We start from the raw sequence: 13,839 nt of genomic DNA, 5'->3' as shown, positions 1-13,839 counted from the left end.
TTGGCGACGAACAGCGGCGTCGCACTTTCCGGGATCGCCTCGACCAACGAACCCGTGAACAGCAACGTCGCTGGGTCGGCGGTCGCGAACCAAAATGAATCGATCGGCAGCACACGCCGCAGGCGCCGGATGGCCTCGGCCCGCAACGTCAGCGAGTCGAGCCCGCTGTGGCAAAGACGTGCAATGTCTTGGCGGGCGGTGATTGCCGAATGACTGATGAGCATGCGGCCTCTCCCTAGTGCCGGCCAGCTTCAATGCGCTGCGTTGCCCGTGTTTCTGCCGGCCTACCAGAATCCTGGTATGGCCGGCCCGCTCAACTCCCGCCAACTTGGCGACAAATCCAACCCGTGTCAGGTCGGCGCGACGACTTCCGATCTCGCGGCAGCGAAGGAGACGAAGCGTGTCGAAAATCGTGCTTACAACGATACTCGGGATGCTGACGATGGCTGGCATCATAGGCCCCGTCGCGGCGCAGCACAATATAACCTGTCGCCCAGCGAGCGATCGGACCGGCGAAGTTGGCTGTTGGATCATGGGCCGAGAGGCCCTGCGTCCAGCCCTCCGAAGCCCGCTCTATTGGCATATCGACACGTTTACGAGCTGGGCTGAGGCCGAGGCCGCCAAGGGATTATCGGGCACCATCATCGAGTCGATGGGCAAGGTGTGGCTCTTCACCATCGCGGAAGTGGGATGGCTGCCGAGTGGAGGGCAACGCGCCGCGCAGATTGGTCCATTGCCGGTCAGCGAGGCCAGCGAGCACGCCGCAGTCTACATGGAGACCGTGCTTCCGCCGGGCTTCTCCGCACCAGTCCATCGCCATCCTGGCCCCGAGGCGGTTTATGTGGTGGCGGGCGAAGTCTGCATGGAGACCCCCAACGGCAAGACCATCGAGCGTCGCGGCACGAACAGCCATGTCATCCCCGCCGATCGCCCGATGGCGCTCACCGTGACCGGCAGCGAGCATCTTCGATCGATCGTGCTGATCCTGCACGACGCGTCCCAGGCGGCGGTGATCCCGGCGCCGAAATGGACGCCTAGGGGACTGTGCCGAAAATGAGCGAACCATTCATCATCAAAACCAAGGAGCAAGCATCGTGCAGCGAGCCAGCAGAAATCACAAACGGACAAGTCGCCCATTAAAATCCGCGCCATCAAGTCGCAGGATTTCGAGCCCTCCGCGCGTCGTCGCAGACGCAATATCGCCTGAGCTTGAACACAACGAAGGAGCCTATTCATGTTGCCGTTACTGCAAGGTCTTCACCTAATCGCTGCCAAGCGCGGCGATGGATTACGCCCCGAATTTCTACGGATGGAAGCCGAGGAGACGCTCAGCTTGGTCTTCCCGCATGTTCAAACGCAACCTGCTGCACTGCTCGGTGATGGCACCACTCCAACTCAAGGTATTTCTGTACTTCAGTCGGTGGAGCCACTGACGCCTCAACCTCCGAGACGATTGCGAATGCACGCAGGCTGGCAATACCAGATCGCTAAATCGAGGTGATCCCAGCGCTACCCTCAAGCAGTTTCCAGACGCTATCGACAATGGTCGGCCGTGGCCGCCTTTTCGCGATCACGGCAAGTGGCCACGCGGGCAGCGATACGTCGGTGATAGGTGCATAGCGGACGCACCGAAACATAAGGCGCTGTGTCGATCGTGGCAGCAGGGCAGCGCCCAAGCCGGCGGACACGAGCGAGAGCATGGTTAGTGCCCGCGTTGCCTCCTGGACGATCCGCACGTCGAGGCCAGCCTTGGTGAAGGTGTCCATGATGCGGGCATGGAGCGCCGGGCCTTGTGCAGCCGGAAACATGATGAGCCCATGGTGGGCGATGTCCGCCAGCGTCACCCCATGCATCCGCCGGTCATCGGGCAGGACGGCGATCAGATCTTCAGCAGGATAGTCATGGACGTCGAGACGTTCGTCGGTCCCGAGCGGTGGATGCACAAAACCGATGTCGATCTCACTCCGCGACAACGCCGCAATCTGCTCATTGGTGGACACCTCGATGAGCTTTGGACGGATGTCCGGATATTTCTCGCGAAGCCGGGACAGGAGATGCGGCAGATGCTCGTAGAGAGCCGCCGAAACGAAGCCGATCCTGATCTCGCCAGCTTCGCCGCCATGCGCTGCGCGGGCGATGTGAAGCGCCGAATCGGCGTGCCGTACAGATGCCCGAGCCTCGTCTACGAAGGCCGAGCCCGCGCGCGTTAGGGTTAGGCGGCGGTTGGCCCGCTCGAACAACTTGACGCCGAGCTCCTTCTCCAGACGCCCGATCGATTGACTAAGCGGAGGCTGCGCCATGGCCAGCCGCAGTGCGGCACGCCCCATATGCAATTCCTCCGCAACAGCGAGGAAATGTCGCAAATGCCGAAGTTCCATATCCTGACGATATCAAACATCATTAAACACGTCATCGATAAGATATCGAATAGCTGACAGTCTTCCCGGAACGCAATTGCCACCGGAGATATCATGTCCCACTTCACCGTCTTCCCCCTTGTGCTCACAGCAGCCATGATGGCCTCCGCTCCAGCATCGGCCGGAGAGCCGGATCTCGTCCGGGTCGACAGGTTCGTCGAACTTCGGACGGGCGAGCGCCTCTTCGTCCGGGAGGTGCGCCGTCCTGGCGCAGCGTCCGAAGCCAACTCCGCCGTCCTCCTCATCCATGGCGCACGCGTGCCCGGCGTTGCGTCCTTCGATCTGCCCGTTGCGGGCGGATCGCTTGCCGCCGACCTCGCGGCGGACGGGCACCTTGTCTATGTCCTGGATCTCCGCGGCTACGGCGCATCGAGCCGCCCCACGGCGATGAACAGGCCGCCTGACCAGTCCGCTCCCCTGATCCGCACTGAAGACGTCGTGGCGGATATTTCCGCAACGGTCGACGCCATCGCCAAATGGAGCGACGTTTCGAGGGTCAGCCTCGTCGGCTGGGCCACCGGCGGGCATTGGGCCGGCGGCTATGCCAGCCGGTTTCCGCAGACGGTTGATCGGCTCATCCTCTACAATACCCTGTATGGCGGCTCAGACCGGCATCCCACCCTTGGCACCGGCTCGCCACTTGAAAATCCCGACCGGCCCGGGGCGTTCAATGTCCATGCGTTCGGCGGTTATCGGCTGAACACACGTCCGAGCCTTTTCACCGCCTGGGACGACAGCATCCCGGTCGCAGACAAGGCTCAGTGGCGCGATCCCGCGGTCACTGCTGCCTATGGTGATGCAGCACTCGCCTCTGACGAGACGGCGTCGACGCGCCTGCCGCCGAGTTTCCGGTCACCGAGCGGCGCCATGGCCGACAGCTTCGAACTGGCGTTCGATCGCCGGCAATGGTCGGCGGCGGCACTGACCATGCCAGTGCTCGTCATCCGCTCCGGACGAGATTTCTGGAGCCGGCCGGAGGATGCGAAGACAATCGTGGACGAAGCACCAAAAGCGGAACGTCTGGACATCCCGGACGCCACCCACTTCGTCCATCTCGACCGCGAGGCCGCAGGACGCGGTGTGTTCCTCGACGCTGTGAAGCGGTTTCTGGATCGACCGGAGCAATGACCATGTAGGGAAGTTTCATGTGTCTTGCGGGAGCAGCAGCCGCAACGGTGTCAAGTCTACCGCCTCCAGGCTTTGCTGCTACCGTCCACTCGACAGCTACTCACCGCGGTTGCGGGGCTAAGCCTATCTCCGCCGCGCCACATCTCGATTCTCCGCCTCTGCCATTTCCCTGCGCGTACAAACGTCAGACTTCACTAGGCCGGCGCCGTTTCCTTGCATGTACATGCTTTTTTGTCATCGATGAGCGCACCCATCGCGGCGAGGTGCTCGGTGAAGCCGTCAACGAAGCGCCTGACCTTCAATGGAATGAAGCGGTTCGACGGATAGACCGCATGCACGTGATGCGGTGCGTAGTGCCAGTCCGGCAGCACATATTCGAGCCGCCCTTGGGCGACGAGCGGGTCGAGTATTACCTTGTGCCCTAGGCCGATGCCGATGCCAAACAGCAGTGCCTGCTGGTTAAGGAGCGAATTGTTGGAGCACATGGTCGGCCGGATCAGCACCTCGGCCTTTTCGCCGCCTGGGCCGGTGAGCGGCACGATATCGCGGGTCGTGATATGGGCATAAAGCAGGTAGTCATGCTCGGCAAGATCCTGTGGGCGCCGCGGCCTTCCCATCCGGTCGAGATAGTCCGGCGTTGCCGCAAGGCGTCGCTCCATCATCCCGAGCTTGCGCACGATCAGCCGATTGTCATCGATGGTCCCCATGCGGATCACGACGTCGAGCCTTTCTGCGATCACGTCGACGAAGCTGTCGGTCAGCGCCACGTCGAGTATCAGTTCCGGATAGGTGCGCTTGAACTCGATTAGATAGTTGCCAAGCACACCGGCACCGAAGCTGGCCGGCGCGCCGACAGCAAGGCGTCCACACATCTTTGATTCGAGGCAACCGACGCTGCGGTCCGCCTCTTCGAGGCGCTCGATGATGTCCCGGGCACGCTCCAAATAGCGCCGGCCAGCTTCCGTCGGAGAAACATACCGAGTTGTGCGGTCAAAAAGCCGGACGCCGAGGCGTTTTTCCAGTGCGCGGATCTGCTGGCTGACGGCCGGCTGGCTCAAGCCCAGTTCACGTGCCGCTGCCGAGAAGCTGCCGCTTTCGGAGGCATGTACGAAGCTGGTGAGCTCGGTCAAGCGATCCATGATGGCAACTCCCTGTCGTGATTAATAAGCAAGGCTAATAACCGATATAAGAAACCGGCAAGTTCAAAAAGCTGAACCTATGAAGTAGACCCGCCTCGCTCTGCCCGCAGCTCTATGATCCCAACCGGAGATGATGCCATGACGCTTTCCCGCCGCCATTTCCTCGCCAGTGCCGGTCTAGCCGGCGGCGTCCTTCTAGCCGGCCCCTCCGTTCCGGCACTGGCCCGCGCGCCACTGGCTAATGCCCCCACCGTTGGCGCGCTGCGCCGCAAGGTGGGTTCGATCGAGGTCACGGCGCTGCTGGACGGCTATATCGACATTAAATCGGAGCTTTTCATCGGCCTCGTTGACGCCGAGGCGGGGCGTCTGGCGGAGGCCAGCTTCAACAAGCCCGGACCGCGGCGCACGCCCGTCAATGCCTATCTCGTCAATCTCGGCGACCGGCTGGTGCTCATCGACGCCGGTATGTCGGACGGCAGCGGTCCGGCGCTCGGCCATCTTCCCGCGGCTTTGCAGGCCGCCGGCGTTGCTCCCGACCAGGTCGACACTTTGCTGATCACCCACATGCATCCCGACCATATCAACGGGGTTCTGACCTCCGCCGGCGAGGCGCTGTTTCCCAATGCGGAGCTCGTCGTCACCGCCACTGACTACGCCTTCTGGCACGACGACGCGAACATGAACCAAGCGCCGGACGAGGCAAAGCCGTTCTTTATCGGGGCACGCCGGGCTGCCGCCGCTTATGCGGACCGCTTGCGGCAAGTGGACGGCGAGCGCGAGGCGGTCGCCTCGATCCGCACAGTGCCATTGCCCGGCCACACGCCGGGCCATGCCGGCTTCATCGTCGAATCGGATGGCGACGCGCTGTTCATTTGGGGCGATGTCGTGCATATGGCGACTTATCAGTTCGCCCGCCCGGACTGGAGCATCGCGTTCGATGTCGATTCCAAACTGGCCGCCGAAACGCGCAAGCGGACGCTCGACCGGGTCGCTGCCGACCGGATGCTGATTGCCGGAATGCATTTGCCGTTCCCCGGTTTCGGACATGTCGCGCGCGACGGCCAAGCCTATCGCTTCGTGCCGGCCGAATGGGCCTATGAACTGTAGCGGGGAAGGGGCCATCATAGCCCCGCTGCTCAACACCACACCCGCCACTCGCCAGCGCAGCCGATGTCTTTGAGATTTCGGACGATAAATCGGCTCCTTATGGTCTGGCACGGCAGAAGCCTGCTCACCCTCCCTCGCGCCGCGCGAAACGTCGCCATCGACCGTGCGTCAGCCATCAGCTCAATCTGATCCGGTCGATCACTTTTCTGCTGCACCACGATCGCACGCGTCCGTATCTGCGGACCGACGACCAAGCTTCCGATCTTGATCTTCACGAGGTCGCATCGGTATCGTGGCGATAGGCGCGATCTGCCTCGGCTGCCAATTATGATCTGTGACAAGAACGGCCGAGATGGATCGCCTCCCCCCGTTCCCAGCGGGTACCAAGCGTTAGGTACTAGAACGCGCTGACATAGGCGCCGCCGTCCACCGGTATGTTCTGCCCGGTCAGGTAGCCGGCATGAACCGAGCACAGGAAGGCGCAGATCTGGCCGAACTCCTCCGGCGTGCCGAGCCGCTTGGCCGGAACGTTGGCTGCTGCCTGCGTCTTGCGCGCGGCGGCGGCAGCCGGATCTTCGGGGGTTCCGGCTTCATGCGGGGGGCGCAGCCGGTCGGTATCGATCTTGCCCGGCAGCATGTTGTTGATCGTCACATTGCGGTCGATCACCGTCCGCGCGACGCCGGCAAGGAACGACGTCAGACCGGCGCGTGCGCCGGACGACAGATCGAGGCCGGGAATGGGAACATAGACCGACAGCGAGGTGATGTTGACGATGCGGCCGAAGCCGCGCTCGGCCATGCCGTCGATCACAGCTTGAACCAGTTCGACCGGGGTCACCATGTTCTGGGTGACGCCTTCGAGAATCTTTTCGCGGTCGAGCTCGCGGAAATCGCGAAATGGCGGTCCGCCATTGTTGTTGACGAGGATATCGGGATCGGGGCAGGCGGCAAGCAGCGCCTTCTGCACCTCGCGCTTCGACACGTCGCCGACGATTTCGGTCACCTCGACGCCAAATCTTTCGCGCAGTTCGGCGGCGGTCTTTGCCAGTTGGTCGGCGTTGCGCCCGTTGACGACCAGATCACAGCCGGCCTCGGCCAGCGCCATGGCGCAACCCCGCCCAAGGCCCTTGCTCGAAGCACAGACGATGGCCTTTTTTCCGCGTATACCGAGATCCATGGCGATTTCTCCTCTGATTTGCGCGGCAAACTAGCCCTTTGGCTGGACCAATCGCAACCGTCATAAGGTTGTTGCATGAATCGGGGCATAGCCAGCGCGAGAGCAACGGTGAGACTCCAATGCCTGGCGCAGAGCCCCGCACTTTCCGCAGCATGTTCATCTCCGACGTCCATCTCGGATCGAAGGCGGCGAAGGCCGAGTTCCTGATCGATTTCCTGCGCCATCACGACGCCGATATCATCTATCTCGTCGGCGATATCGTCGACGGCTGGAGGCTGAGACGGAGCTGGCACTGGCCGCAGAGCCACAATGACGTTGTCCAGAAATTGCTGCGCAAGGCGCGCAAGGGCGCCAGCATCACCTACATCGCCGGCAATCATGACGAGTTCGCGCGCCAGTTCCAGGGTGTGCATTTCGGCGGCATCGTCGTCGCCGACCGCGCCATCCACGAGACCGCCGACGGCAGGCGCCTGCTTGTCATTCATGGCGACCAGTTCGACACAGTCGTCCACAATGCGCGCTGGCTCGCCTATCTCGGCGACTACGCCTATGATGGGGCCATGCTCGTCAACCGCGTGGTGACGCGGCTTCGCCAACTGCTTGGCCTGCCATATTGGTCGTTTTCGTCCTGGGCCAAGGTCAACGTCAAAAAGGCGGTGAATTTCATCGGATCGTTCCAGACCATGCTGACCGAGGAAGCGCGCCGCTCGCATGTCGACGGCGTGATCTGCGGTCACATCCACCATGCCGCGATCGAAAACTACGAAGATGTGCAATATATCAACACCGGCGACTGGGTGGAGAGCTGCACGGCGGTGGTCGAACATTTCGACGGCCAGATGGAGATACTCCACTGGGCGCATGTCCTGCCGGAGGCGCCGGTCGGCAGCGAGGTGCTGGTGCCGATCGACATCAAGGGCAGGGCGGTCCAGGCGGCCTGACCAAACCCGACCTCAACTCGCTCTAATCGATTAGTCCACGCGGTTTCGCCGACTTTTTCAGCATGTTATGAGATTGCGTGCGCTGCAAGCCGACTCGGCCGAACGCCGCGTCGACGGATTGCCTGCTGATGTCCTCCCTGCCGCCGCTTTCACCCGAACAGCTCGTCAAGCCGCGTCATTTCGAACTGCGCATGGGCCTGATTTTCTTCACGCTTTTCGTGCCGCTGGGGACGCATTTGCCATATTTCCCGCTGTGGCTGCAGGCGAAAGGTTTTGATGCCGAGCAGATAGCCGTCATTCTCGCAGCACCAATGTTCCTGCGCGTGGTGACGACGCCATTGCTTACAGCACTGGCAGACAGGGCGAGCGACCGCGCCCATGTCTATGTCGCGCTGATGGCCGCATCGCTGGCGCTTTCCGCCGGTTATTTCCTGACGCCGACCTACGCCATCGTGCTGGCCGTCTCGCTGGCGCTCGCTGTCGTCTGGACACCGCATTCGCCGATTGCCGATTCGCTGGCGCTGTCGGGGGTGCGCCGCTTCGGCTCCAACTACGCAAACATGCGCAAATGGGGATCGATCTCCTATCTGTGCGCAAATCTGGCGGGCGGTTTCATCCTGTCGGCGACCGGCGCCCAGGCTGTTCCGATGATCATCTTCGTGGCGTTTGGCGCGGCGCTTGTCGTCGGACTGATCGCGCCACGGCTCGGCCGTCCCCGCCGTGCCTCGCCGCTTTCGGCGACCGACATCCAGCAGTCGGCACCAAAACTCCTCAATGCCTATTTCCTGTATTTCTCCATCGGCGTCGGCGTCATCACCGCCAGCCACGCGTTTCTCTACGGTTTCGTGTCGATCTACTGGAAATCGATCGGCATCGGCGATCAGGTTGTCGGACTGCTTTGGGGTTGGGGTGTGGTGGCCGAGATCGGCATGTTCATGGTCTTCACCCGGGTTTTCGGCTCCTTTTCGGTCGTATCGATCATGGTGATGGCCGGGATAGGCGCAATCGTGCGCTGGATTGCCTTCCCCTTGGTCTGGCCGCTCGGCCTTGGGGTTGCCGGATTTTTCGCAGTCCAGACGCTGCATGCGGTTTCCGTGGCGCTGGTGCTGATCGGCCTGCAAAAAATGATCGGTGAGACGGTCGCGGAGGAACGTACCGGGGCCGCGCAAGGCATCGCCTATTTCTCCAACGGCTTTTTCACGGCCGTGGTGACGCTCATGTCCGGCCCGCTTTATGACCGCTTCGGCGTCGATGGTTTTTTTGCCATGATCCCGATCGCTCTGATCGGCTTGGCGCTGATCGGACTTGCGGCGCGTTCAGCCCCACAGCGCCGTATCGGGCGGTGACACCAGCGAACCTTGGTAAACGAGACCGGGAACACGGTCGCGGGCAAGCAGCAGCGGACCGTCGAGATCGACGAAATCGGCATCCTGCGCCAACAGCACGGCCGGCGCCATGGCAAGCGACGTGCCGACCATGCAGCCGACCATGACGCCAAAACCCAGTTCACGGGCGCGGTCGCGAAGGACGAGGGCTGCGGTCAGGCCGCCCGACTTGTCGAGCTTGATGTTGACGGCGTCGTAGAGGCCGACAAGCGAGGCAAGGCCCTCTGCCCCATGCACGCTTTCATCGGCGCAGATCGGCACCGGATGCGCGATATGGCGAAGGATGCCGTCACGGCCCGCCGGCAGCGGCTGTTCGATCAGCGCGATGCCGTGCTCGGCGGCAAAGGCGAGGTTTGCAACGATGTTATCGTCCGTCCAGCCCTCATTGGCGTCCAGGATGATGCGGCTTTGCGGTGCCGCCTCCCTAACCGCGCGGATGCGGGTCATATCGCTGTCGCTGCCGATCTTGACCTTGAGCAGCGGGCGCTCGGCGTTGGCGCGGGCTTGGGCTGCCATCGCTTCGGGCTCGCCGAGCGAAAGCGTGTAAGCCGTCTCAAGCGCCCTCGGCGGAGCCGCGCAAATGCTGAAGGCGGCCGGCTTGCCTGTGATCTTCGCCTCCAGGTCCCATAGCGCGCAGTCGATGGCGTTGCGCGCCGCGCCTGCCGGCATGGCGTCGAGCAGCGCGGCCCGGCTGATGCCGCCTTCAACCTGCTCCCGCATCGCCTCGATCGCATCGCGAACACCGTCCATGGTCTCGCCATAACGCTTGTAGGGGACACATTCGCCGCGCCCGCTATGGTTGGCTTGGCTAATCGTGCACGCGATCACCTCGGCCTCGGTCTTCGAGCCGCGCGAAATGGTGAAGGTCCCGGCGATGGGAAAGCGCTCGGACTCGACCGAAATGACACGCGCCATATTTTTCTGCTCCGGCTGTATGACAACGAGCTTGTCGGCAAATCGACAGGTGGGTTCCGTCAGGTTAAACAGATTGGCCCGTCAGGCTAAACAGGACGCCATGTTGACCATCCGCAAACGCTTCGCAAGCGGCACGACCGCCAGAGAGGCCGACCACCAGCCGCGCGTAGCGGTCGGTGAGGAGGGCGGCGTTCTGGGCTGCGCCTTCTCCGGAAACTGGACGACGCGCACCGTGACGCTGGTCGACGCCGAGATGCGCAAAATCGAGAAGCGCAGCGGTTTCCAGACGCTGGCGCTCGACCTTTCGCATATCGAGAAGATGGATACCGCTGGGGCCTGGCTGATCGACCGCCTGGTCAGCGCCTTCGAAAAGAAAGGCGTCGAGATCAGGCTGGAAGGGCAAAGCGAGATTGCCTCGATCCTGCTCGGCGCCGTTGGCGACGCAGTTCGGCGCGAGCCCGATTCCGGCGGCACAAAGCCGCCCAACATCATCATTCGCGCCCTCGAGGCGGTTGGCCGTCGCGTCTATGAAATGCGCGACGATTTCCTGGCCTCGATGAACATATTGGGCGCCACGATACGCGGCTCGCAGATGAAGCTTGGCCGCGGCCATGCGGTCAATCCGGCGGCGATCTTCAACCAGATCGACCGCATGGGCGTCGGCGCCATACCGGTAGTCGTGCTGATGTCGGCCATCGTCGGCGCGATCGTCGCCCAGCAAGGCGCCTACCAGCTCAGCTATTTCGGCGCCGATATCTTCGTCGTCGATCTGGTCGGCGTCCTGATCCTGCGCGAACTCGGCGTGCTGATGACCGCGATCATGATCGCCGGCCGTTCGGGCAGCGCCATCACGGCTGAAATCGGCTCGATGAAAATGCGCGAGGAGGTCGACGCGCTGAAGGTCATCGGGCTCAACCCGATCGGCGTGCTAGTGTTTCCGCGGCTGGTCGCGCTGGTGATCGCGCTGCCTTGCCTGACGATCATCGCCAATTTCGCCGCACTTGGCGGCGGCATCGCTGCGGCGTGGCTCTATTCCGACATCGCACCGGCCGCGTTCATCGACCGGCTGCGCGTCGCCATCGATCTCAGCACCATCTTTGCCGGGCTGATCAAGGCGCCGTTCATGGCCATGATCATCGGCACGATCGCCTCGGTCGAAGGCATGAAGGTTGGCGGCAGCGCCGAATCGCTGGGACAACACGTCACCGCTTCGGTGGTGAAGTCGATCTTCGTGGTCATCATCCTCGATGGGCTTTTCGCCATGTTCTACGCGGCGATCGAGTTCTGACATGGCGACGCAAGGCAGCACAAAGGCGACTGGGGTTGCGGAAGGGGCCGACGAAGACGAGATCGTGCTTTCCGCGCACGACATCACCGTGTCCTTCGGCGACAAGGTCATTCTCGACAGATTGTCGCTCGATATCAAGCGCGGGGAGATCCTCGGCTTTGTCGGCGCCTCCGGCGCCGGCAAGTCGGTTCTCCTGCGCACCATCCTCGGCCTGGTGCACAAGCAGTCGGGAACGATCAAGCTGTTCGGCGTCGATGTCGAAAAGGCGAGCGAGAGGGAGCGTCTTCGCATCGACATGCGCCTTGGCGTCCTCTTTCAGCACGGCGCGCTGTTTTCGGCACTCACGGTTCTTGAAAACGTGCAGGTGCCGATGCGCGAATATCTCGATCTGCCCAGAAAGCTGATGGACGAGCTGGCGATGCTCAAGGTCGAACTGGTCGGGTTGCCGCCGGATGCGGCGCAGAAATTCCCGTCCGAGCTTTCCGGCGGCATGATCAAGCGTGCGGCGCTGGCGCGCGCGCTGGCGCTCGACCCCGACATCGTTTTTCTGGACGAACCGACATCCGGCCTCGATCCGATCAGCGCGGCTGAGTTCGACGAACTGGTCGTCAAGCTGCGCGATACCATGGATCTGACCGTGTATATGGTCACGCACGATCTCGACACGCTGTTCACCGCTTGTGACCGGGTGGCCGTGCTCGGCAACAAGAAAGTGCTGGTCGAAGGCACGATCGACGACATGCTTAGAAGCGAGGAACCCTGGGTAAAATCCTATTTCCGCGGAAAACGTGCGCGGCAACTTGATCTTGCGGCGCGCGCATAGCCATAAGTGGGTAAATGGAAACCAGAGCCAACTACGTCATTGTCGGCATTTTCACGCTAGCCGCGATCCTGGCAGCTTTCGCGTTCGTCTATTGGACGGCTGCGATCGGCGACAGGGGTGAGACGGCGATGCTGCGGGTGCGCATTCCGGGATCGGCTTCCGGCCTCGGCCGCGGCAGTTTCGTGCTGTTCAACGGCGTCAGGGTTGGCGATGTCAGGCGCGTCTATATCGACGTCGACAATCCGACCGCGGCCATCGCCGACACCGAAATAGACCGCATGACGCCGATCACCAAATCGACGCAGGCCGATATTGGCCTTGCCGGCCTCACTGGGCAGGCCAATATCGAACTCAAGGGCGCCGACCCCAAAGAAGCGAAGCTTCTCGACCAGGCGGAAGCGGAGGGCAAGGTCGCCGAGATCGTCGCCAATCCGTCGGCGGTCACCAACCTGTTGCAGACGGCGCAGAACATCTTCACCCGCGCCGATACGGTTCTCACCCAGCTCGAAGGCTTCACCAAGGACGTTCGCGGGCCGCTGACGCAGACGGTCAACAACGTGCAGACCTTCTCCGATGCGCTGGCAAAGAATTCCGACGGCATCGACAAATTCCTCGCCAGCGTCAGTTCGCTGTCGGACGAGTTGAGGGGTGTCTCAGGCAAGCTCGACGGCACGTTGAAGGCGGCGGAAGGGCTGCTGAAAGCCGTCGACAAGGACCAGATCAAGAGCATTGTCGCCAACGTCGATACGGTGACCACGAACCTGAAGGAAACCTCGAAGCAGTTCGACAGGGTCGTAAGGAATGTCGACACCGCGGTTGGATCGATCAACGATTTCGCCCAAAGGACGCAAGGCACGCTGGCCAAGGTCGACGGCGTTCTCGACGGCATCGATCCGGCACAGGTTCGCACCGCGCTAGCCAACATCCAGAAGGCCAGCGAAAACGCCAACGAGGCTGCCGCCGACATCGCCAAGGTGACCAACAAATTCGCCAACCGTGCCGACGATATCGACCAGACGATCAAGGACGCGCAGCAGCTCGCGGAGCGCCTCAACGACGCTTCGGTGCGCGTCGACGGCATCCTCGCCAAGGTCGATACATTGCTCGGCTCGGGCCAGGCCGACGGCATGATAGCCGATGCCAGGAATACGCTGAGATCGTTCAAGCAGGTCGCCGACACGCTGAACGCCCGCCTCGGCACCATCACCAACAATCTGGCGCGATTCTCGGGTCAGGGCCTGCAGAATGTCGAAGCGCTGGTCCAAGACAGCCGCCGTTCGATCACCCGCATCGAAGAGGCGGTGACGGATCTGAGCCGCAATCCGCAGCGGATCCTGTCAGGCGGCGAAGGCGAGGTCCGGCAATTCGACGGCAGGGTGCGGCGTTGACTTCGGCTTTCGCCCGCCCCAAGAACAGCAGGCAAATGCGCTGCGGATGCGGATTGCTCATACGATTCGGGGACAACGGGGATCGCGTGTGAAGTCGGTCGTGCTTAAATTGGGCGGGGTCAAATCGGGCG

The 13,839-nt window shown here is 62.3% G+C and carries 13 protein-coding genes; 8 read left to right on the top strand and 5 right to left on the bottom strand.

The window, feature by feature from the left end; genetic code table 11:
* A partial coding sequence (locus tag E5W87_RS14280; protein ID WP_292398186.1) for a hypothetical protein occupies positions 1-224 on the bottom strand: 224 nt, incomplete at its 3' end.
* Between the two features lie 176 nt (positions 225-400).
* Between E5W87_RS14280 and E5W87_RS14275 the strand changes: the two genes are divergently transcribed.
* Positions 401-1,057 carry a cupin domain-containing protein gene (locus E5W87_RS14275; protein WP_292398185.1) on the top strand — a complete coding sequence of 219 codons (657 nt, stop codon included), beginning with the start codon at positions 401-403 and terminating at the stop codon, positions 1,055-1,057.
* A gap of 430 nt (positions 1,058-1,487) precedes the next feature.
* Here E5W87_RS14275 and E5W87_RS14270 read toward each other — a convergent pair whose 3' ends face one another.
* A complete protein-coding gene (locus E5W87_RS14270; protein ID WP_292398183.1) occupies positions 1,488-2,327 on the bottom strand; it encodes a LysR family transcriptional regulator in 840 nt (279 codons plus the stop codon).
* Positions 2,328-2,471: 144 nt separating this feature from the next.
* Between E5W87_RS14270 and E5W87_RS14265 the strand changes: the two genes are divergently transcribed.
* Positions 2,472-3,545: an alpha/beta fold hydrolase gene (locus E5W87_RS14265; RefSeq protein ID WP_292398180.1), complete on the top strand. Its 1,074-nt coding sequence runs from the start codon at positions 2,472-2,474 to the stop codon at positions 3,543-3,545.
* Positions 3,546-3,739: 194 nt separating this feature from the next.
* Here the strand turns inward: E5W87_RS14265 and E5W87_RS14260 are convergent, their stop codons facing one another.
* Positions 3,740-4,684: a LysR family transcriptional regulator gene (locus E5W87_RS14260; protein ID WP_292398178.1), complete on the bottom strand. Its 945-nt coding sequence runs from the start codon at positions 4,682-4,684 to the stop codon at positions 3,740-3,742.
* Positions 4,685-4,822: 138 nt separating this feature from the next.
* Between E5W87_RS14260 and E5W87_RS14255 the strand changes: the two genes are divergently transcribed.
* Positions 4,823-5,791: an MBL fold metallo-hydrolase gene (locus E5W87_RS14255; RefSeq protein ID WP_292398176.1), complete on the top strand. Its 969-nt coding sequence runs from the start codon at positions 4,823-4,825 to the stop codon at positions 5,789-5,791.
* 397 nt (positions 5,792-6,188) lie between these two features.
* Here E5W87_RS14255 and E5W87_RS14250 read toward each other — a convergent pair whose 3' ends face one another.
* Positions 6,189-6,968 (bottom strand): SDR family oxidoreductase, encoded by a 780-nt coding sequence (locus E5W87_RS14250; RefSeq protein ID WP_292398175.1) that lies wholly within the window; start codon positions 6,966-6,968, stop codon positions 6,189-6,191.
* 152 nt (positions 6,969-7,120) lie between these two features.
* On the opposite strand from E5W87_RS14250, the gene E5W87_RS14245 reads away from it, so the two are divergent.
* Positions 7,121-7,909 carry a UDP-2,3-diacylglucosamine diphosphatase gene (locus E5W87_RS14245; RefSeq protein ID WP_292398245.1) on the top strand — a complete coding sequence of 263 codons (789 nt, stop codon included), beginning with the start codon at positions 7,121-7,123 and terminating at the stop codon, positions 7,907-7,909.
* Positions 7,910-8,037: 128 nt separating this feature from the next.
* Complete coding sequence (locus tag E5W87_RS14240) at positions 8,038-9,255, top strand: MFS transporter (protein WP_292398172.1); 1,218 nt, start codon at positions 8,038-8,040, stop codon at positions 9,253-9,255.
* On the opposite strand, the gene dgcA is transcribed toward E5W87_RS14240, so the two are convergent.
* Complete coding sequence (gene dgcA, locus E5W87_RS14235; RefSeq protein ID WP_292398170.1) at positions 9,226-10,209, bottom strand: N-acetyl-D-Glu racemase DgcA; 984 nt, start codon at positions 10,207-10,209, stop codon at positions 9,226-9,228. The genes E5W87_RS14240 and dgcA overlap by 30 nt on opposite strands.
* Positions 10,210-10,309: 100 nt before the next feature.
* Here dgcA and E5W87_RS14230 point away from each other — a divergent pair, with 100 nt between their 5' ends.
* Genes E5W87_RS14230 through E5W87_RS14220 form a run of 3 tightly spaced genes read left to right on the top strand, consistent with a single transcriptional unit; the run spans position 10,310 to position 13,708 of the window.
* Positions 10,310-11,497, top strand: a complete 1,188-nt coding sequence (locus E5W87_RS14230) for an ABC transporter permease (protein ID WP_292398168.1) — start codon at positions 10,310-10,312, stop codon at positions 11,495-11,497.
* A 1-nt stretch (position 11,498) separates the two neighbouring features.
* A complete protein-coding gene (locus E5W87_RS14225; RefSeq protein WP_292398166.1) occupies positions 11,499-12,320 on the top strand; it encodes an ABC transporter ATP-binding protein in 822 nt (273 codons plus the stop codon).
* Positions 12,321-12,334: 14 nt separating this feature from the next.
* Positions 12,335-13,708 (top strand): MlaD family protein, encoded by a 1,374-nt coding sequence (locus E5W87_RS14220; protein WP_292398164.1) that lies wholly within the window; start codon positions 12,335-12,337, stop codon positions 13,706-13,708.
* The last annotated feature ends 131 nt before the right edge of the window (positions 13,709-13,839 follow it).

It is taken from the genome of Mesorhizobium sp. (assembly GCF_004962925.1).
In the GTDB taxonomy this organism is placed as follows: domain Bacteria; phylum Pseudomonadota; class Alphaproteobacteria; order Rhizobiales; family Rhizobiaceae; genus Mesorhizobium.
The sequence above is the reverse complement of the archived record's forward strand: the minus strand, read 5'-3'. Positions and strand labels throughout refer to the sequence as shown.

Bases quoted from the DNA above. Each gene is read 5' to 3' on its own strand.
- E5W87_RS14270 (WP_292398183.1), bottom strand. From the start codon at position 2,327: ATGGGGCGTGCCGCACTGCGGCTGGCCATGGCGCAGCCTCCGCTTAGT.
- E5W87_RS14265 (WP_292398180.1), top strand. From the start codon at position 2,472: ATGTCCCACTTCACCGTCTTCCCCCTTGTGCTCACAGCAGCCATGATG.
- E5W87_RS14260 (WP_292398178.1), bottom strand. From the start codon at position 4,684: ATGGATCGCTTGACCGAGCTCACCAGCTTCGTACATGCCTCCGAAAGC.
- E5W87_RS14255 (WP_292398176.1), top strand. From the start codon at position 4,823: ATGACGCTTTCCCGCCGCCATTTCCTCGCCAGTGCCGGTCTAGCCGGC.
- E5W87_RS14250 (WP_292398175.1), bottom strand. From the start codon at position 6,968: ATGGATCTCGGTATACGCGGAAAAAAGGCCATCGTCTGTGCTTCGAGC.
- E5W87_RS14245 (WP_292398245.1), top strand. From the start codon at position 7,121: ATGTTCATCTCCGACGTCCATCTCGGATCGAAGGCGGCGAAGGCCGAG.
- E5W87_RS14240 (WP_292398172.1), top strand. From the start codon at position 8,038: ATGTCCTCCCTGCCGCCGCTTTCACCCGAACAGCTCGTCAAGCCGCGT.
- dgcA (WP_292398170.1), bottom strand. From the start codon at position 10,209: ATGGCGCGTGTCATTTCGGTCGAGTCCGAGCGCTTTCCCATCGCCGGG.
- E5W87_RS14230 (WP_292398168.1), top strand. From the start codon at position 10,310: ATGTTGACCATCCGCAAACGCTTCGCAAGCGGCACGACCGCCAGAGAG.
- E5W87_RS14225 (WP_292398166.1), top strand. From the start codon at position 11,499: ATGGCGACGCAAGGCAGCACAAAGGCGACTGGGGTTGCGGAAGGGGCC.
- E5W87_RS14220 (WP_292398164.1), top strand. From the start codon at position 12,335: ATGGAAACCAGAGCCAACTACGTCATTGTCGGCATTTTCACGCTAGCC.